16 protein-coding genes are annotated in these 18,987 nt (G+C 65.0%); 10 read left to right on the forward strand and 6 right to left on the reverse strand.

Annotated features, from left to right (window positions below; genetic code table 11):
• The first annotated feature begins 87 nt into the window (after window positions 1-87).
• The 9 genes from IV454_RS10080 (at window position 88) to IV454_RS10120 (ending at window position 11,045) form a co-directional block, all read left to right on the forward strand.
• Window positions 88-1,725: a TldD/PmbA family protein gene (locus IV454_RS10080; RefSeq protein ID WP_206091362.1), complete on the forward strand. Its 1,638-nt coding sequence runs from the start codon at window positions 88-90 to the stop codon at window positions 1,723-1,725.
• A 14-nt stretch (window positions 1,726-1,739) separates the two neighbouring features.
• Window positions 1,740-3,077 (forward strand): TldD/PmbA family protein, encoded by a 1,338-nt coding sequence (locus tag IV454_RS10085; protein ID WP_206091363.1) that lies wholly within the window; start codon window positions 1,740-1,742, stop codon window positions 3,075-3,077.
• Between the two features lie 8 nt (window positions 3,078-3,085).
• Window positions 3,086-3,706 carry a DUF4159 domain-containing protein gene (locus IV454_RS10090; protein WP_054265786.1) on the forward strand — a complete coding sequence of 207 codons (621 nt, stop codon included), beginning with the start codon at window positions 3,086-3,088 and terminating at the stop codon, window positions 3,704-3,706.
• A gap of 2 nt (window positions 3,707-3,708) precedes the next feature.
• Window positions 3,709-4,719 carry an AAA family ATPase gene (locus tag IV454_RS10095; protein WP_206091364.1) on the forward strand — a complete coding sequence of 337 codons (1,011 nt, stop codon included), beginning with the start codon at window positions 3,709-3,711 and terminating at the stop codon, window positions 4,717-4,719.
• 7 nt (window positions 4,720-4,726) lie between these two features.
• Window positions 4,727-5,614 (forward strand): DUF58 domain-containing protein, encoded by an 888-nt coding sequence (locus IV454_RS10100; RefSeq protein WP_054265788.1) that lies wholly within the window; start codon window positions 4,727-4,729, stop codon window positions 5,612-5,614.
• The gene (locus tag IV454_RS10105; protein WP_206091365.1) at window positions 5,611-6,606 is read left to right on the forward strand and encodes a BatA domain-containing protein; all 996 of its coding nucleotides are present in this window, start codon (window positions 5,611-5,613) and stop codon (window positions 6,604-6,606) included. Before IV454_RS10100 ends, IV454_RS10105 begins: the two co-directional genes overlap by 4 nt.
• Window positions 6,590-8,545: a DUF4175 family protein gene (locus IV454_RS10110; protein ID WP_206091366.1), complete on the forward strand. Its 1,956-nt coding sequence runs from the start codon at window positions 6,590-6,592 to the stop codon at window positions 8,543-8,545. Before IV454_RS10105 ends, IV454_RS10110 begins: the two co-directional genes overlap by 17 nt.
• Window positions 8,542-10,071, forward strand: coding sequence for a hypothetical protein (locus tag IV454_RS10115; RefSeq protein ID WP_206091367.1), 1,530 nt, complete (start codon window positions 8,542-8,544; stop codon window positions 10,069-10,071). The genes IV454_RS10110 and IV454_RS10115 overlap by 4 nt, the downstream gene beginning before the upstream one ends.
• A 95-nt stretch (window positions 10,072-10,166) precedes the next feature.
• Window positions 10,167-11,045, forward strand: coding sequence for a DUF817 domain-containing protein (locus IV454_RS10120; protein ID WP_206091368.1), 879 nt, complete (start codon window positions 10,167-10,169; stop codon window positions 11,043-11,045).
• A gap of 26 nt (window positions 11,046-11,071) precedes the next feature.
• On the opposite strand, the gene IV454_RS10125 is transcribed toward IV454_RS10120, so the two are convergent.
• Both IV454_RS10125 and IV454_RS10130 read right to left on the reverse strand, forming a co-directional pair.
• On the reverse strand, window positions 11,072-11,353 hold the full coding sequence (locus IV454_RS10125) for a type II toxin-antitoxin system RelE/ParE family toxin (RefSeq protein ID WP_206091369.1): 282 nt from the start codon (window positions 11,351-11,353) through the stop codon (window positions 11,072-11,074).
• Window positions 11,350-11,634, reverse strand: coding sequence for an antitoxin of toxin-antitoxin stability system (locus IV454_RS10130; RefSeq protein ID WP_206091370.1), 285 nt, complete (start codon window positions 11,632-11,634; stop codon window positions 11,350-11,352). The genes IV454_RS10125 and IV454_RS10130 overlap by 4 nt, the downstream gene beginning before the upstream one ends.
• Window positions 11,635-11,855: 221 nt before the next feature.
• Between IV454_RS10130 and IV454_RS10135 the strand changes: the two genes are divergently transcribed.
• The gene (locus IV454_RS10135) at window positions 11,856-12,389 is read left to right on the forward strand and encodes a hypothetical protein (RefSeq protein ID WP_206091371.1); all 534 of its coding nucleotides are present in this window, start codon (window positions 11,856-11,858) and stop codon (window positions 12,387-12,389) included.
• A gap of 374 nt (window positions 12,390-12,763) precedes the next feature.
• Here the strand turns inward: IV454_RS10135 and IV454_RS10140 are convergent, their stop codons facing one another.
• The 4 genes from IV454_RS10140 to IV454_RS10155 form a co-directional block, all read right to left on the reverse strand.
• Entirely contained in the window at window positions 12,764-15,241 is a 2,478-nt protein-coding gene (locus tag IV454_RS10140; RefSeq protein WP_054265795.1) for a TonB-dependent receptor plug domain-containing protein, read from the reverse strand.
• Window positions 15,242-15,486: 245 nt separating this feature from the next.
• Window positions 15,487-16,260 (reverse strand): spermine/spermidine synthase domain-containing protein, encoded by a 774-nt coding sequence (locus tag IV454_RS10145; protein WP_206091372.1) that lies wholly within the window; start codon window positions 16,258-16,260, stop codon window positions 15,487-15,489.
• Window positions 16,261-16,306: 46 nt separating this feature from the next.
• Window positions 16,307-17,635, reverse strand: a complete 1,329-nt coding sequence (locus IV454_RS10150; protein WP_082692600.1) for a sensor histidine kinase — start codon at window positions 17,633-17,635, stop codon at window positions 16,307-16,309.
• An 8-nt stretch (window positions 17,636-17,643) separates the two neighbouring features.
• Window positions 17,644-18,978 (reverse strand): sigma-54-dependent transcriptional regulator, encoded by a 1,335-nt coding sequence (locus tag IV454_RS10155; RefSeq protein WP_206091373.1) that lies wholly within the window; start codon window positions 18,976-18,978, stop codon window positions 17,644-17,646.
• Window positions 18,979-18,987: the final 9 nt, after the last annotated feature.

Genomic DNA, 18,987 nt, shown 5'->3' on the forward strand with positions numbered 1-18,987 from the left:
TGGGTTCCCGCCGAGGGCAGCCTTGGCGCGGGAACGACGGATGTTCATTTTAGCGCTGGCATTCGCTGCGCGGTAGCAGGAGTAAAAGTGGAACGACGCACCTTCCTCAAGATCAGCAGCGGCGCCGCTGGCGCCATCCTGGTTCCCGTCTTCGGCAACGCCATCGCGGCTGAAGAGTTAATGAACCCGGTCGCAATCGCGTTCAAAAAATCGCTGGCCGACGCCGCGATGAACGCCGCCACCAAGGCCGGCGCGAGCTATTGCGACGTGCGCATCGGCCGCTACCTGAACCAGTTCATCACCACGCGCGACCTGAACGTGGAAAACATCGTCAACACCGAATCATCCGGCGTGGGCGTGCGCGTGATCGCCAACGGCGCCTACGGCTTCGCCTCGACCAACGACATGTCGCTCGACAGCATCGCCGCCGCCGCGCGCCAGGCCGTGGCGATCGCGCGCGCCAACAGCAAACTGCAAAGCGAGCCGCTGCGCATGGCCCCGGTCAAGGGCGTGGGCGAGGTGGCATGGGCCACGCCGTTCACGCGCGACTGGCGCACGGTGCCCATCAAGGACAAGGCCGACATGCTGATCGCGGCCAACAAGGCGGGCCTGGACGCCGGCGCCAGCTTCATGACCTCGACCCTGTTCCAGGTCAACCAGCAAAAATACTTCGCCTCCACCGACGGCTCTTACATCGACCAGGACATCCACCGCCTGTGGGCGCCTTTGAGCGCCACCGCCGTCGACAAGGCCAGCAACCGCTTCCGCACGCGCGACGGCCTGGCCGCGCCGGCCGGCATGGGGTACGAATACTTCGACGCCCGCCCGGCCGATAAAATCAAGGCCGCCGGCGGTGTCGCCACGCTCTACACCAAGTCCTACGACATCGTGGACGACGCGCGCGCCGCCGGCCGCCAGGCGCGCGAAAAGCTCGGCGCCAAGACGGTCGAACCGGGCAAGTACGACCTGGTGCTCGCGCCGGAACACCTGTTCCTGACCATCCACGAATCGGTCGGCCATCCGACGGAACTGGACCGCGTGCTCGGCTACGAAGCCAATTACGCCGGCACCAGCTTCGCCACGCTCGACAAATGGCGGACCAGGAAATTCAAGTTCGGCGCGGACCGGGTCAACTTCATCGCCGACAAGAACGAACCGGGTTCGCTCGGCGCAGTCGGCTACGACGACGAAGGCGTGCCGGCCAAGCGCTGGGACATCATCAAGGACGGCGTGCTGGTGAACTACCAGGCCACGCGCGACCAGGCCCACATCATCGGCGAGAAAGAGTCGCACGGCTGCTCGTACGCGGACAGCTGGAACAGCGTGCAATTCCAGCGCATGCCGAACGTGTCGCTCGCGGCCGGCAAGGAGCTCCTGACACCGGACGAGATGGTCAAGGACGTCAAGAAGGGCATCTACATCCTCGGGCGCGGCTCGTACTCGATCGACCAGCAGCGCTACAACTTCCAGTTCGGTGGCCAGCTGTACTTCGAGATCAAGAACGGCAAGATCACCGGTCCCCTGGAAGACGTGGCCTATCAGTCGAACACCCAGGAGTTCTGGAACGCGTGCAGCGCCATCTGCGACCAGCGCGACTGGCGCATGGGCGGCTCCTTCTTCGACGGCAAAGGGCAGCCCAGCCAGGTCAGCGCGGTGTCGCACGGATCCGCCACCACACGCTTCAACGGCATCAACGTCATCAACACCGCCCGCAAGATCGGTTAAGGAGAAAACGCAGCATGAAACAGCTGAACCAGGAAGAAGCAAAGCGCATCTGCGACCGCGTGCTCGGATTTTCCAAAGCCGACGAATGCCGCGTGGTGCTCAACGGCGCTCGTACCGGCAATATCCGCTACGCGCAGAACAGCGTGTCGACGGCGGGCCTGAACGAAAACATGCAGCTGACCGTCAGCGTCGCTTTCGGCAAGCGCCAGGGCACCGCCTCGATCAATGAGTTCGACGACAAATCGCTCGAAAAGGCCGTGCGCCGCGCCGAAGACGTGGCCCGCCTGGCGCCCGAGAATCCCGAATTCATGCCGGCGGTCGGCAAGCAGCAATACAAGGATTCGAACGCCTTTGCCCGCGAGACCGCGGCCATCGATCCGGACTTCCGCGCCGAGGTGGCCTCGCACAGCATCCTGGCAGGGCGCAAGAACAAGCTGGTGACAGCCGGCTTCTTCGTCGATAACACGGGTTTCGAAACCATCGCCAACTCGAACGGCGTGTTCGGCCACCACGAATACACCAACGTCAGCTTCACCTGTACCGCCCGCACGGAAGATGGGCGCGGTTCGGGCTGGGTGACCCGCTCGGCCAACGACGTGCGCAAGTTCGACGCGCGCGAAGCCTCCAACGTCGCCATCGAAAAGGCGCTGCGCTCGGTGGACGCCAAGGCCCTGGAGCCGGGCCGCTACACGGTGATCCTGGAACCGGCCGCCACGTCGGAGCTGATCGGGCGCATGTTCGGCGCGTTCGATGCGCGCCGCGCCGACGAAGGCCGCAGCTTCCTCTCGAAAAAGGGCGGCGGCAACCGCCTGGGCGAAAAGCTGTTCGACGAGCAGGTCAACATCTGGGCCGACCCGTGGGACAAGGACGTGCCGGTGCGCCCTTGGGACACGGTTTCGATGCTTCCGCGCGAACGCACCGACATCATCAGGAGCGGCAAGATCGTCTCGCTCGACTACTCGCTGTTCTGGGCCAACAAGCAAAAGGTCAGGGCCAGCGGCCGTCACGGCAACATGATCATGGCGGGCGGCGGCAAGTCGCTCGACGAAATGATCGCCTCGACCAAGAAGGGTATCGTCGTCACCCGCACCTGGTATATCCGCGAGGTCGATCCGCAATCGCTGCTGCTGACCGGTCTCACGCGCGACGGCACCTTCTACGTCGAAAACGGCAAGATCAAGCACCCGGTCAAGAACTTCCGTTTCAACGAAAGCCCGGTCTCGATGCTCAATAATCTCGATGAACTGGGCAAGCCGCAGATCATCGGCGGCGATGAAGTGAACTTCCAGATGATGATCCCGCCGATGAAGATCCGCGACTTCAACTTCACGTCGCTGTCGGACGCGGTGTAGGCCAGGCCATGCGCAGCTACGATTTCTACTTCACCCGCCTGATGTACGAGTCGGGCGACTGGGACGTGGACATCCGCATGCCCAGCAACGTGCTCAATTCGCTGGTGGAGTACACCACCCTGCGCGTCGATCCGGTGGAGCGGGTGATCCCGCTGTCGGATGCGAAGATGCTCGAGTCGCCTTTCTGCTACCTGGCGGGGCACAAGCTGGTGCAGTTCACGCCCGCCGAGCGCAAGAATTTCGAGCGCTACGTGCGCGGCGGCGGCTTTGTGTTCGTGGACGACTGCAACCACGACATCGACGGCCTGTTCGCCAAGTCCTTCGAGGCGGAACTGGCGCGCATCTTCGGACCGAAGGCGCTTAAAAAGATCCCCAACAATCACCCGGTGTATTCGAGCTTCTTCCAGTTCGACGGCCCGCCCAACACGGGGAACGAACTCAATGGCTGGGGCGACGACCTGGTACACGATTACCTCAAGGCGATCGACATCAACGGGCGCGTGCGGGTGCTGTATTCGAACAAGGACTATGGCTGCGAGTGGGATTACGACTTCCGCAACAAGCGCTGGCTGGTCGTCGACAATACCCGCTTCGCGGTCAATATTATTCAGTATGCTTTGGGAGCCTGATAGTGCCGGAACATGATGCGCAAGCGTGGAACGAAAAAGACATCGCCGACCTGACGGCAAAAATCGGCGCGCTCAAGGCGAGCATGTCGACCGTGATCGTGGGCCAGGACCAGGTGATCGAGTCGCTCGTCATCTGCCTGCTGGCCGGCGGCCACGCGCTGGTCGAGGGCGTGCCGGGTCTGGGCAAGACCTTGCTGGTCAAGTCGCTGGCCCAGGCCACCGACCTGCAGTTCCGGCGCGTGCAGTTTACGCCCGACCTGATGCCGTCCGACATCGTCGGCACCGAAATCCTCGAAGAAAACCAGACTACCCGCCAACGTCTGTTTCGCTTCCAGCCTGGCCCGGTGTTCACCCAGGTGCTGCTGGCCGATGAAATCAACCGCGCGCCGCCCAAGACCCAGTCCGCCCTGCTCGAAGCGATGCAGGAGCGCGCGGTGACGTTTGGCGGCGTTACCCACGGCCTGCCGAAGCCGTTCTTCGTGCTGGCCACGCAGAACCCGATCGAGCAGGCCGGTACCTATCCGCTGCCGGAAGCACAGCTCGACCGCTTCCTGCTGCGCATCGACGTCGGCTACCCGACCGAAGATGAAGAGATGATGATGGTCTCGCGCACCACCCACGCCGGCCTGGCCGATGCACCGCAAGTGATGGACGTGGACAGTTTGCTGCGCCTGCAAAAGCTGGTGCGCGACATCGAAATCGGCGAGCACCTGCTGCGCTACGCCACGCGCCTGGTGCGCGCCACGCGCCCGCAAGAGAGCCACGTGGCCGCCGTCATCAAGCATGTCGGCTGGGGCGCCGGTCCGCGCGCCGGGCAAGCGCTGGTGCTGGCCGCCAAGGCGCGCGCGCTGATGCACAACCGCCTGGCCGTCACGCGCGACGACATCGGCGCGATGCTGCTGCCGGTGCTGGCGCACCGCGTGCTGCGCAACTTCGAGGCCGAAGCCGACGGCGTGGCGATTGCCGACATCCTGCTCGCCCTGCGCGCCGAGATCCGCGCCGACAAGGATTAGCCATCGCATGCTGTCGACGTCCGCGCTGCTCGCGCACACCAATGACCTGAACCTGATCATCCGCCATGTGCTGGCGGGGCTCGGTCACGGCATTCATGCGGGCCGCGAGCGCGGCGCCGGCGTCGAATTTTCCGAATACCGCGCCTACGCTCCCGGAGACGAATGGCGCCGGGTCGACTGGAAGCTGCTCGCGCGCGCCGACCGTTACTACGTGCGCGAGGCGGAACGCGACAGCCACGTGGCCGTGTGGCTCTGGCTCGACGCCACCGCATCGATGGCGGAACCGAGCCGCAGCGGCGTTGCGGGGCTCGACAAGCTCTGGTACGCGCGCACCATCCTGGCCTGCATCGCCGCCATCGCCCAGCGCCAGGGCGACGCCTTCGGCCTGGTCGTCTGCAGCGGGGAGCGCGTGCAGTTCACACCCGCCGCGCGCGGCCCGCGCCAGATGCAGCGCGTGCTGGCGCAATTGAAGCGCGTCGAAGCCGGCGGCGCCCTGCCAGATAGTGACACCCTGCGCGCCAGCATGCCGTTCGTGCGCGCGCCCAGCCTGGTGTTCGCCGCCAGCGACTTTCTCGACTGGCCCTCCGGCCAGGCCGAAGCGCTGCTGCGCCTGCGCCGCATGCGCCACGATGTGCGTCTGCTTTGCCTGCAAACGCGCGCCGAGTGCGACGCCAGCTTTCCACCAGAGACCACGTACCGCGATCCTGAGAACCCCGATGGCGTGTTTCGCTTCGCTGCCGACACGGTCGGCGTGTACCGCAAGAACCGCGACGAACACTTCGCCCGCATGCTGGCGCAGTGCCGCCGCAACGATATTCCGGCGCTGGCCGCCTGCATCGAGGAGCCGCTGCCCGCCGTGCTGCGCGCGTGGCTGCGCCAGGGCGGACGCGCGTGAACGTCCTTTGGTGGCTGGGACTGGCCGTGCTGGCGCTGCCGGTGCTGTGGCATCGCCAGCGGCGCCAGCGCATCCGCCAGGAGCCGCTGGCCACGGCGCGCTTCCTGCCGCGCGCCGATCCGCAGCAATTGCGCGTGTGGCGCTGGACCGAGCGCTTGCTGCTTCTGGTGCGCTGCCTGCTGCTGGTGGCCGTGATTGCCTGGCTGGCCGACCTGGTGCTGCCATGGCGCCGCGATGCGGTGCTGATACTTGCCGGTACCGATACCGTCTGGGCCGAGCGCCAGATCAAACAGGCCGGTTTGTACGACGCCAGCTGGATTGCCGTCCCGGCGGACGATCCCTTCGGCTGGCTGGCCCGCCACGACCGCGAATGGCGGCCCGATTCGCGCCTGCTGGTACTCGGTAATGTGCCGATGCCCGCCATGCCGCCACGCTCGCGCCACCGGATCGAGGTGCGCAGCAAGGCGCCGCCGTTCGCAAGCACCGAGCAGCGCGTTGTCATCGTCAGCCAACGCGCCGGACGGTGGCGCGCCATGTTCGCCGCGCTCGATGGCCCGCGCCGCTACAAAATTGACGAAGTGCCCGACGGCACGGCCTATGGCGCGCCCGAACTGGTGATCTGGGACGTGCCGCAGGCGCCGCCCGCAAGCCTGCGCGCGCCGTTATGGTGGGCCGGCGACCAAGCCGCCTTCCCGGAGTTGAAAAAGGCGGCGCAGGCGGATGGCATCCGTTATGCCGACAGCGCGCGCGGGCGCGTCTGGGCATCGGGCGCATGGCCGCCAGCGGGCCCGGACGCCGCGCGCCGCCTGTTCGAGAGCTGGCAGCGGCTGCATTACGCGCCCGTGCCTTATACGATGCCGTCACAACTGATCGCGCCTGCGTCGTCGGCCACGCCGTTTCAAGCCAGCGGCGCCTTGCGCTATTTGCTCACCCTGATACTGCTTGGCTTGTTTGCAGTGGAACGGATACTGGCCCATGCAAGCCGACGCTGACATCATCGACCAGTTGCAGTTCGCCGCCACGCGCCGGCGCGCGCCGCTGTGGTTTGCCACGATTCTCCCATGGTTGCTGCTGCTGTCGTTCCCCGGCATTGTGGCGTGGAGCGCGTGGGCGGTATGGGATTGCCGGCGCATGCGCGCGCGCGTGCGGCGCGACTGGATCGGCTGGATCGATGCCACCGTGCCCGCGCTGGAAGACAGCAGTGCGCTGCTGGCGGGGGCCACCAGCGCCATCGGCCAGCTCCAGCGCCGCCGCCTCCTGGCGCGCATCGCCACCACGCTCACCGACGACGTACTCGCGGCGATTGCCAGTGAGCGCGTGCGCTTCGATCCGCGCTGGCTCGCGTTGAGCGTGTGCGCGGCACTGGCGTTGTTCGCATGGCGCCAGGTGCAGGCCGTGCCATCCACGCCGCGCGAAATCAAGGCCTTGATCGCAAAGCAGACCAGTGAGATCACCGTGCGCGTAACGCCGCCCAAATACACAGGCGTGGCCATGTCCGACGGTGCGCCGCGCGAACTCCAGGTGCCGGAGCACAGCATTGTCGAATGGTGCTTGCGCGCGCCGCAGCCGGTGGACACGCCCATTGAGCTGAGCGACGGCCAGACGCTCAAGATCGGCCGCGCATGCGCGCGTTGGGTCGCGGCGGAATCGGTGTTCTGGCGCTGGCGCGGTGCGCGCTACAACCTGCGCGTGATTGCCGACCAGGCGCCGGAGGTCACCATGTCGGCGCCGCGCGATATGGTTCACACGCTCGCGCGCGATGCCGCCAGTGCCACCATCGCGCTGGCGGTGCGCGACGATTACCAGGTCCGGCGCGCCACCTTGCACCTGACCTTGGCGCGCGGCAGCGGCGAAAACATCCGCTTCAGCGACCGCGAACTGCCGCTGCCGGAGTCGAACGATCCGCGCACGCGCACCTGGCACAAGCAATGGACCTTGGCGGAGCTGGGCATGGAGCCGGGCGACGATCTGTATTTTTTCGTTCGCGCGACCGACAATGCCGAGCGAGCGCATACGACCGTCTCGCCCACCTACACCCTGCGCCTCCCCGGTCCGGTGGAAGAGAGCGACGACTCGTCGGCGCAGCCAATGCTGGTCAAGCCCGAGAACCTGCGCAGCCAGCGTCAGATCATCATCGACACCGAGCAGCTGCTGGCTGACCTGAAGGCGACGCCAGGCATGAACCCGGCCACCGTGCGTTCGCGCAGCGAGGCCATTGCCGACGACCAGGCCCAGTTGCGGCGCCGTTACGGCCAGTTCCTCGGTGAGGAGTCGACCCTGTTCGGCGGCGAGGAGCATCACGACAAGGAAGAGAAACACGACGTGGTTGCCGAATTCGGTCACATGCACGACCAGGCCGAGAACGCGACCCTGTTCGACGAGTCGACCAAGAAGGTCCTGCGGCGCGCCCTGAGCGCCATGTGGGATGCCGAAAAATCCCTGCGCGCGATCACGCCGGCGAGCGCACTCGCGCCCGAACACAAGGCGTTGGAAGCGATCAAGCAGTTGCAGCAGGCCGACCGCATCTACCTGCACAAGACCGCCTTCGTGCCGCCCGCGCTCAAGGAAGAAATCCGCATGACCGGCGACGTCGTGGGTACCAAAAGCTACCGCCGCGAACAGGGCGCCGCGGCCGTGCCGATTCCCGGCGAGGTACGGCGCCTGATCGAAGCGCTCGACGCCGATGGCGCCTTGCCCGCCCTGTGGAGCCGCGACGCGCAGGCGTGGATTCGCGAACGCATCGCGAACGAAGCGCAGCGCCTGGAAGCGCAGCGCGCCGTGCAGGACGTGGCCGACGGCTGCGCAGACTGCCGCCCGGTACTGCGTGCCTGGCTGCGCGGCGCCATCGACCGCGCGCCGATCCTGTTGCAGGCCAAGGCCACTCCACAAACCCCCTTTACCCGCGCCCTGCGCGACGGAGCTCCCCGATGATCGCTGCCGGCCTGATTTTCCTGATGGGGATCGGCAGCGCCGCCGTCTACCTGTGGCGGCGCCAGTGGATCGAGGCGCTGTTGATCGTGGTGGCCGCGGCGGCGCTGGGCGTGATCGTCGGCGACTTTCCGATGCCGGCCGGGGTGGCCGGGACGCTGTCGATCGATTCGGAGGCCGAGGCCATCGACCTGAACGAGGCGGCGACCGTGAAGCTCACCGGCGATGGTTTGAGCGCCGCGCAATGGCACGACCTGCCGGCGCGGCCGCTGTTGTGGGAGACACCAGCTGGCGAGGTGCTGCACCTGGATTTTCCGCGTGACCTGCCCCTTGGGCGCATGTTCGCGCTGACTGTGCGCCGCAGCCAGGCGTCCAGCTGGCGCCTGCAACTGCTGGCCGAGAACCAGCAGGTGATCGCCGATGTCGCCGGCAATGGCGCGGCGCTGACGGTGCAGTGGCTGCCTCCGGTGGCCGAGACCTTGGTACTGACTGCGCGCATGCTCGATGGCCGCGGCAAGGTGGCGGCGCAGGGCCCGGTGCCGTTTTCGGTAGCGGCGCCGGTGCCGCTGCGGGTGATGGGGCGCTTTGGCGCACCCTCGTTCGATGCGCGCGCGCTCAATGACCTGCTGGTCGACAGCCATGCGGCGCTGGACTGGCAAGTCACCCTGGGCAAGACCGTCACGCGCAGCGAAAGCCCGGCGACGGCGCTCGCGCAGCCCAATCTGCTGGTGGCCGACGCCGCGCATATCGAGCATCTGGGCGATGGCCCGCGGGCAGCCTTGCTGGCCCAGGTGGCGGCGGGCACGCCGCTGGTGATCCTGGCGGCGAACGCGCAGGACAAGCAGCTGTGGGCACGCGCCGTTCAGCTGGAATTGAGGGAGCAGGCGGATGCCCGGCCTTCCGGCACGCCGCTGGCGCTTGTGTCGGCGCCGCTCAATCCGGGGACGGCGTCAGGTCCGTGGAGTGCGGCGGGGGACAGGATCTGGACGCGGCAGTGGGACAAGGGGCGCATCGTCTGGCTGGGCGTGGCCGACTGGCACCGCTACGCGATCAGCGAGCCGCAGGCGCTTGCCCTGTGGTGGCAGGGAGTGTTCGATCGCGCCGGCATCGAGCGGCCGCAGGACGTGGCCTGGCTCGACCCGCACGAGATGCCGCTGCCCGGCCGGCGTCTGGAAGTGTGCGCGCTCGGCGTGCAGGGCGACGTCACCTTCCCCGAATTGAAACAGACGCTCGCCTGGCAGCGCCGCCCGGACAAGGCCGACGCTTCCTGCGTGGCGGTATGGCCGCGCAAGGCCGGCTGGCTGGCGATGCACACCGGGGGCGCGAAGCCGCAGGCCGGCAAGCTGTATGTGTATGACAAGGACGACTGGCCCCTGTGGCAAAAGGCGCAGCGGCGCGACGCCACGGCGCGTTACGCGGCGCGTACGCCGGCAGCGGCGGCGGCGGGCACGGTGCCGCTGCCGGCATGGCCGTTTGCGCTGCTGTTCGCGGCGGCGATGCTGCTGCTGTGGTGGCGCGGACGGCGCTAGCGCCCGGCCGGCGCGGCGGGCGGCTTGGGTTAAGATGCCGGTGCCAGCATCGCAATCCCGCCTTCGCTTTCGTCACCTTGGAGTTCTTCATTCGTATGGCCGCCCATATCCTGTCCCGGCTGTTTTCCTTGCGTCCAAGCGCAGTCGACGCGCATCTGCTGAGTTTTCACACAAGGCCCGGGCTCACCGGCTTGTCCCGCTTTGGCGTGGAATTCCTCTACTTCGGCATGAAGGAAGCGCGCGCCTGCCTGTTCGTGGGCCTGTTCTTCGCGGCCGTGTTTTCGGTGCCGCGCGCGGGCCTGTGGGGAATCCCGCGTTACGACGTGCTGTTGGTCGTCGCTCTCGCCATCCAGGGCTGGATGATGTGGGCCAGGCTGGAAACGCGCGATGAACTCAAGGCGATCACCTTGTTTCACGTGATCGGCTTTGCGCTGGAAGTGTTCAAGACCTCGGGCAGCATCCAGTCATGGTCCTACCCGGACTTTGCGTACACGAAGCTGTTCGGCGTGCCGCTCTTTGTGGGATTCATGTATGCGGCCGTCGGCAGCTACATCATCCAGGCATGGCGCTTGTTCGATTTGCGGGTGATCCATCATCCGCCGCACTGGATGGGCGTGGTGATCGCGCTCCTCATCTACGTCAATTTTTTCACGCACCACTACATCGGCGATTATCGCTGGTATGTGGCGGCGTGCGCGCTCGGGCTGTACGCCAGGTCGACCGTCATCATGCGCCCGCTCGACGTGGAGCGCCGCATGCCCTTGCTGCTGGCCTTTGTGCTGATCGGTTTTTTCATCTGGCTGGCCGAAAACATCAGCACCTTTTTCGGCATCTGGAAGTACCCCAACCAGCTTGGCGCGTGGTCGATGGTGCATGTCGGGAAGTGGAGTTCGTGGTCTTTGCTGGTCGTGATGATCTTCACGATCGTCGTCAACCTCAAGCACATCAAGGCGCGCATTCACGTGCCGGCATAGGGGGGACGGCACGACGTAGTTCTGGGTCAGGCCGCAGGGGGCCATTGGCGCGATGTGCTCACAAGTGCCAAAATCCATAGTGTTTCGCCGTTGATCTCGTACACGATACGATAACTTTCGTGAACAATGAACTCAAGCGTGGCGCGAATTTTCCCCGCATGCCCGAGTAGCGGAAACTCCGCCAGCTTGGACGCCGCCTGCGAAAACAGATTATCCATGTCGACCGCTGCCGTTACTTTGTCTTTGGCGATGTATTCGAATACCTCCCATCGGTCCTGTTCGGCCTCCGGCGTCCAGTAAACGTTCACTTCTCGGCCACACTAATTAACTCAGCACGGCGGGCGGCGAACCTCGCTTCAACGTCTTCGTTGGAGCGTCCCTTGCCTGCGTTCATGGACTGGCGTGCAACTTCCACCTTCAGGTGTAGAAATTCATCATATTCCCGGGCCTCTCGTTGTCGTACGACATATTCACGCATCATTTCCCGAACGATCTGTGATGCCGGTCGATGCATTGCCGCTGCTTCGGCCATGAATGCTTCCCTCAACTCGGGCTCCAGCTTCATTGTAAAAACGGCTTCCTTTTGCATTGCCTACCTCGCGAGACTTTTATATATACAAAGTGTATACCTCGTAAGTACTGGTCGCAAGTTCTCCAAGGTGGAAAAACCGCCATATCCTAGGAAAGGGCTCTGTCACTAAACTGTGTTGGTGGGTTTGTTTCTCGCCTGTCTGATGCCCTGGCAACAACGATGGCGGCGTGCGAACGGCTTGGTACACTAACCTCCTTGCCTCGCATCCTATTGAAGCCATGACTACAGTCTCCGATCTTCCGTGCCTCGCTCTCGACAGTTCGAGGTGGGGCGAGCTTGAACACGCATACGGCCACGCATCCGACATCCCGGACCTCCTGCGGCAGCTCGATTCGCTTCCTTCGGCTGTCGGCGACCAGGAGCCGTGGTTTTCCCTGTGGAGTGCCCTTGCTCATCAAAACGACGTTTACACCGCATCGTTCGCGGCCGTTCCCCATGTGGTGCGGGCACTGGCAACTGCCCCATTAACCGCTGACTCCACCTACTTCCAGTTTCCTGCCGTCGTAGAAGCCTGGCGACAGGAGAAACAAGTTCCTATACCCGATGATTTGCAGGTCGCTTATTCTGCAGCGCTCGCGGCACTGCCTGGCTTGGTTGCTCAAGCGTCCGCTCGCGAATGGGACGGGGGCTTCCTCGCTTGCGCACTCTCAGCGGTTGCCGCTGCCAAAGGATTTGGCAATGTAGCAGCGGCCGTGCTCGAAATGACCCCTGAGGTTGCTGATGAATTCACCGAATGGTTCTTCTCGCGTTGATAGCCTTGCCTCAGTCGGTAGGCCGATAGCGCCAGTACGATGCCCAGCGCCTTCGCGGCGGTCTTGTAAGCGCTCGGGAGTCCGAAACCAGGACGGTGTCGCGCTTCAGCACGGTCCAAGAGCAGCGCCTGCCGTTGCAGCGCTCGAAGCGAGGGCAGGACCACGACGAAGCTGTTGCGCGAGCTTCGGGCCACAGCGGTGAGTACGGCAACCTCTTCACGGGAGATGCCCCGTTTGCTCGCCGGCGTACCGCGTTTATTGCGAGCCCGACGGGTCAACACAAGGAAAATCGTTGTACCAACACCGTATGGTGACAGAACCAAAAAAAAGCCACGCCGTCGCCGGCGTGGCCTTGTCATGCAACGTCGTCCAGCTTAGAAAGCCCAGTCAACCTTCGCGTACATCTGGCGGCCGTTGATGCCGATCGGGCAGGTTTCCCAGCAGTGGGTGAAGCCCAGTTGCGGGAACGGTGCGGCCTTGGTCTTGTCCCACTCGGTCGGGTAGGTGTCGAACAGGTTGTTCACGCCGATCGATGCGCTGATCTTCTTGGTGAACGCATAGCGTAGCGACATGTCGACCAGCCACTTCGATTCCCAGGTCTGGATGTACGGGGCGGTAAAGCCCTGGCCCTGCACGGAGCCATAGTAGTTGGCGCGGGTGTTCACGTTCCATGCGCCGGTCGTGTAGTCGGCGGCGATGACGTGCTTCTTGCGCGGCTGGCCGCGCTCGATCAGGGTCACTTGCGCGTCGTCGAACAGCTGGGCGCCGGTCAGCACGGGCGATTGCGATTTACGCGCCTTGACTTCGGTCTTGCTGAAGCCCATCTGGCCCGACAGCACCAGGGTCGAGCCGCTCCACTTGGTGGTGTGCTCGGCCACGATGTCCAGGCCGTCCGTGGTGGTGTCGATCGCGTTGGTGAAGAACTGGGCCTGGCCGACCTTGAGCGGATCGAGAATCGACTTGATCGGGCACTTGGAAGCCGGCACGCAGTTGCCGGATTCCGGCGCGATATTGCTGGAGAAGACGATGCGGTCGTCGATCTTGATGCGGTACAGATCGGCGGTGACCGAGAAGTTGGGCATCGGGCGCAGGATCATGCCGATGCTGGCGCTTTTCGAGGTCTCTTCCTTGAGCGGCGAGATGCCGAAGGCGCGCGTGACGGCGCTGCCTTCGCGCGCGGTCAGGGTTTCGGTCAGCACGCCGGCCGAATTGAGGTTGGTCGACACGGAGCTGTAGAACTTCTGCTGCACGCTCGGCGCACGGAAACCGGTCGACACGCTGCCGCGCATGCCGAACTGGCGCGTCGGATCGTAGCGCATGCTCAATTTGCCGGTGGTGGTGTTGCCGAAGTCCGAGTACTTTTCAAAGCGCACCGCGCCGGCGACCAGCAGCTTGTCGGTGATGTTGTGTTCCGCATCGAGATACAGGGCGATGTTGTGGCGGCCCTGATCGACTTCGGTGCCCGGGGTGTAGCCCGGGAAGCCTTGCGCGCCCGATGCTGCGATGCCGCCGGTCTGGTCGAAGATCTTGATGGCCGGGTTGTTGGTGCGGCCGTACTGGTACGAAACCGGATCACCCGCTTCGATGGCGTAGTTGTCGCGGCGGTACTCGAAACCGGTCGCCAGCTGCACCGTCTTGTCGCCGAACTTGAGCGGACCGCGGATGTCGGCGTTGAAGGTGGTCTGGTTGAATTTCAGCTTGCCGGTATCGGCTTCGAGCGGCGATTCGGCGTAGATGCCGCCGGACGGTTTCGGCTCGTACCAGTAGCTGACGTTGAGCGAATTACGCTCATGGAAACCGAGTTCGCTGCGGCCGTGGTTCACGCTCACGTCGAACTTCCAGTCGTTGGCCAGTTCGCGCTTGTAGCCGACCGCGAACGAGGCGTCTTTCACCGTCGTCAGGATGTTCGGCAGGAAGCCGTTCGGGTACACGGCAGGCACGGTGCGGCCGTCGCCCGGCGAGCGGAAAAAGCCCGCCGAATCACCGGTGCGCTTGGAGATGCCGCCGAAGGAGTAGATTTCGCTGCTGTCGTCGATCGGCAGCGCGGCATTCCACCACAGGTAAGCATCCTTGGCCAGGCTGTCGCCGATGCGCTGGGTCACGCGCGGCGGGTCGACCCGCAGCGAATCCGGACCGGCGCGGTTGGTTTCGTTGCGGCGGCGGCCTTCGACCGACAGGTTCAGGTAACCGTTCTCGCCCAGCTTGAAGCCGTGGTTCGCGCTGCCGGAAATCAGGTCGCCGTCGCCTTCCGAGGTGGTGCCCACGCTGCTGCTCAATTGCGTTTCGTTGGTCTGGGTCTTGAGGACGATGTTGATCACGCCGGCGATCGCGTCGGAGCCGTATTGGGCGGCCGCGCCGTCGCGCAGCACTTCGATGTGGTGGATGGCCGACAGCGGAATGGCGTTGATGTCGGTACCGGCCGAGCCGCGCCCGACGGTTTGCTGCACATTGACCAGCGCCTGCTGGTGGCGGCGCTTGCCGTTAACGAGCACCAGCAATTGGTCGGGGCCGAGGCCGCGCAGGGTCGCAGGGCGGATGATGTCGGTGCCGTCGCTGATGAACGTCGACGAGAAGTTAAACGATGGGTCCAGGGTTTGCAGCAGCTTGCCCAGTTCCAGCGGGCCGGCGGTCTGCATGTCCTTGATGTTGATCAGGCCGACCGGCGCGGCGGTATCGAGCGAGGTCTTGGCGGTCGAGCGCGAACCGAGGATCACGACGGAAGCGGGGGTGTCCTCGCCACTGCGGGCGGCGGGGGCGGTGCCTTGCTGCGCATAGGTGCTGTTGAGCGCGAGCAGGAGGGCCGATGCGAGCAAGGTGCGTTTGAGGTGAGGGCTGCCTGGGGAATTCGTCATGTAGATGTCTCGTTTCTTTTCATTTTTACGGGAAGTCACTGGTCACACCCGCGTGGGGCCAGCCAATGTGAAACGATACTACCTGACGAGTTTTGACACGTGCAACGAGTCATGACAGAGTGTTGTAAATGCGTGCAATGACAGCAATATTGCGTGCCTTGACCCACAAAAGGCTGTAATCTCGACTACGTACCCCGCGCGCGCGCATCACTTATGTGCTGCGCTTATATGCTTATATCGGCTTGCTACTGCTGCTGGTCCTGCATCCAGCCCTTCAAGCCGGCCACCCAGTTCTTGGCGGGCAGGTTCATGCTCTTCTTGATCGTACCCGCGCGCTCGTACAACACTGAAAAATCGATCGACGGCGCGCGCTTGAACGCCAGCACGACGATGTTCGCGTCGTGCACCTCGGGCAGCCACACCACGGCGTCGAATACCAGTTCCATGTTCTGCAGGTTCTTGTCGTAGTTGGAAAAATCGCCGAAGACATTGGTGGTCATGATGCCGTCGTCGGACAGGCAATCCATGCAGGCCTGGTAGAACTCGGGCGAGTCGAGCACCGGCCCGCGCGCTTCCTCGTCGTACAGGTCCACCTGCAGCACGTCGACCGTGCCGTGGTTGGCCGCATCGAGCACGAAATCCATCGCATCCATCTGGCGCACGTCGAGGCGCGCATCGTTCGGCGGCAGGCCGAAATGGGCGTGGCAGACGTCGATCACGTTGGGATTGAGCTCGGCCACCGTCACCCTCGCCGCGGGAAAGCGCTGATAACTGAATTTGGTGAGCGCCGCGCTGCCCAGGCCCAATTGGACGATGTGCTTCGGATGGTCTAGGAAGAGCATCCACATCATCATCATCTGCACGTATTCGAGCTCGATGTTATCCGGCTTGGCCAGGCGCATGGCGCCCTGCACCCACGAGGTACCCAGGTGCAGGAAGCGCACGCCCTTGAATTCGGTGATGGTGGCCGGCGGGTGGCCGGGTGCGTTGAAGCGGGTGGAAGCAGGGGTGTCGGACATCGCAGGCGGGGGAGGAAATGGAACCCGATCTTACCATTTCGCCCGCTTACGCCGGCAGGATCAGGGTCACCATCAGGCCGCCGCCGTCGCGGTTGCCGAGCGTGATGCGCCCGCCGTGGGCCTCGGCGATTTCGCGCGCCAACGCCAGTCCCAGACCGGTGCCACTGCGCTTGGTCGAGTAGAACGGCACCAGCGCATTGGTCAGCACGGCGTCGTTCATGCCCTGGCCGCGGTCCATCACCTCGATGCGCAGCATGCCCGGCGCCAGGCGCACCTGCAGGGTCACGTCGGCGGCCGGCGAGCCCGATTCGTGGGCATTCTTGAGCAGATTGAGCAAAGCCTGTTCCATCTGGGCCGGGTCGAACCTGGCTGGTTCCGGCGGCAAGGTGCCGGCCACCGTTACGGCCACCTGCGAGGCCAGCTGGCTGACAAAGGCGGGCCACGGGCACTCTTCGACCCGCGGCGAGGGCAGCTTGGCGAAGCGCGCGTAGCCGAGGATGAAGCTCTCCAGGTGGCGCGTGCGCTCTTCGATGGTTTCCAGGATTTGCGGCAGGCGCTCGGTCTGGCCGCGCCGCACCAGCTCCGCGCCCGAATGCGCCAGGGAAGTCAGGGGCGCCAGCGAATTATTCAGTTCGTGGCTGATGACGCGGATGACTTTTTTCCAGGTCTGCACTTCCTGGCGCCGCAGTTCGTGGGTCAGCTGGCGCAGCAGCAGCAGTTCGTGCTTGCGGCCATTGAGGCTGAAGCTGCGGCGTGCCAGGTGATACACCTCTTCGTCCTCGCCGTCGCCGGCCGTGAACAGGCCGTCGCCGCCGCGCGCGAGTGCATCGACCAGCGCGGGCGAGGCCTGGTCGAGAATATCGGAGAGGCGATGGCCTTCGAGCTTGCGGCCGTCGCCGAGCATCTGGCGCGCCGACAGGTTGGCGTACACGATCGCTCCCGTGTTCCCCGCGCCTTCACCGACGAGCAGCATGGCCACCGGCGTGTTCTGGACCATGGTATCGAGCAGCAGTTCGCGCTGCACCAGCGCCAGGCGCTGTTCGCGCAGGACGTTGCCGAGGGCGTTGTGGCTCGCCACCAGGTCGGCCAGTTCATCGTTCTGGGGCCAGTACAGGCTGAAGGAAAAGTCGCCGTCCTTGTAGCTGGTGACGGTGCCTTCGAGCGCGCGAAACAGCGACAGGATCGGCCGGATCTGGGCGCGCATGGTAATGACCGCGATCGGCACGACGCATGCCAGCGACAGGGCCAGCACCAGCAGCGGACGCCCCGGCAGCAGGTGGTCCAACCCCAGCGCGATGAGGATGCCCAGGGCCAGCAGGGTGCCCACCAGGGCGGTCCAGCGCGTGACGAGGGACAGGCGCAGCGACGAGTGCATGCGCATTGCTAGCGAGCGATCCCGAGGCGTTCCATGCGCCGGTACAGCGCCTGGCGCGACAGCCCCAGGTCGGCCGCCGCCTGCGCCACCACGCCGTTGGCGCGGCTCATGGCACCGACAATGGCGTCGCGGTCCGGCTCCACCTCGATGCCGGTGCTGGCCGTCAAGGTCAGCGGCAGGCCAAGATCGCCGGCTTTGATGATGTCGCCGGCCGCCAGCAGGCTGGCGCGCGCCATCACGTTTTTGAGTTCGCGCACATTGCCCGGCCAGGCGTGCGCCAGCAGCGCGGCCTGGGCGCAGTGGTGCAGGCTTTTGCCGCGCGCGAGAAAGGCGGCTGCCAGCGGCAAAATGTCGGCCGGGCGCGCAGCCAGCGCCGGCAGGCGCAGTTCGATCACGTTCAGGCGGTAAAACAGGTCTTCGCGGAAGGTGCCGGCGCGGATCATCGCTCCCAGGTCGGCGTTGGTGGCGCTGATCACGCGCACCTTCACCTGGCGCTCGCGGTTCGATCCCAGGCGCTCGAAGCGCCCCGTTTCGAGCACGCGCAAGAGCTTCATCTGGCCGGCCAGCGGCAGGTTGCCGATTTCATCCAAAAACAGGGTGCCGCCGTCGGCCGCCTCGAACTTGCCTTCGCGCGCGCGCGAAGCACCGGTGTAGGCGCCCGCTTCGGCGCCGAACAGTTCGGCCTCGATCAATTCGGCCGGCAGGGCGCCGCAATTGAGCACCACGAACGGCCCGTCCGCCACCAGCGAATTGGCCTGGATGATGTCGGCGATGCGTTCTTTTCCGGTGCCGTTAGGGCCGCTGATCAGCACCGGCACGTCGGCCCGCGCCACCTGGCAGGCCAGGTGCAGGATGCGTTCCGTGGCAGGATCCTGCCACACCATGCCGCGCAAGTCGAAACCCTGCTCCAGGTCGCGCCGCGCGCGCCGTTCCTGCCGCACGCGCTGCTGCAAGGAGCGGTTGGCCTGTCCCAGTTCGATCAGGTTGGTCACCGTCGCGATCAGGCGGTTGTCGTTCCACGGCTTGGACAGATAGTCGGCCGCGCCCGACTTGACCAGGTCGACCGCCGCGTCCAGGTGGGTCCAGGCGGTCAGCAGGATGACCGGCAGGTCGGGGTGGCGCTTGCGGATTTCGCGGAACAGCGCCGTGCCTTCCTCGCCCGAGGTGGTATCGGCCGAAAAGTTCATGTCCTGGATGACCAGGTCCACGCTGGCGCGCGCCAGGATGGCCAGGCCTTCTTCGGGCGAGGTGGCGCGCAGCGCGCCGATGTCGTGCAGCGAAAACAGGACATCGAGGGCGATGGCGACGGCGGCGTTGTCGTCGATGATCAGTACAGTAGGCATGGCCGCTAG

Origin of the sequence: Massilia antarctica (assembly GCF_015689335.1) — a bacterium.
Taxonomy (GTDB): Bacteria; Pseudomonadota; Gammaproteobacteria; order Burkholderiales; family Burkholderiaceae_D; genus Telluria_A; species Telluria_A antarctica.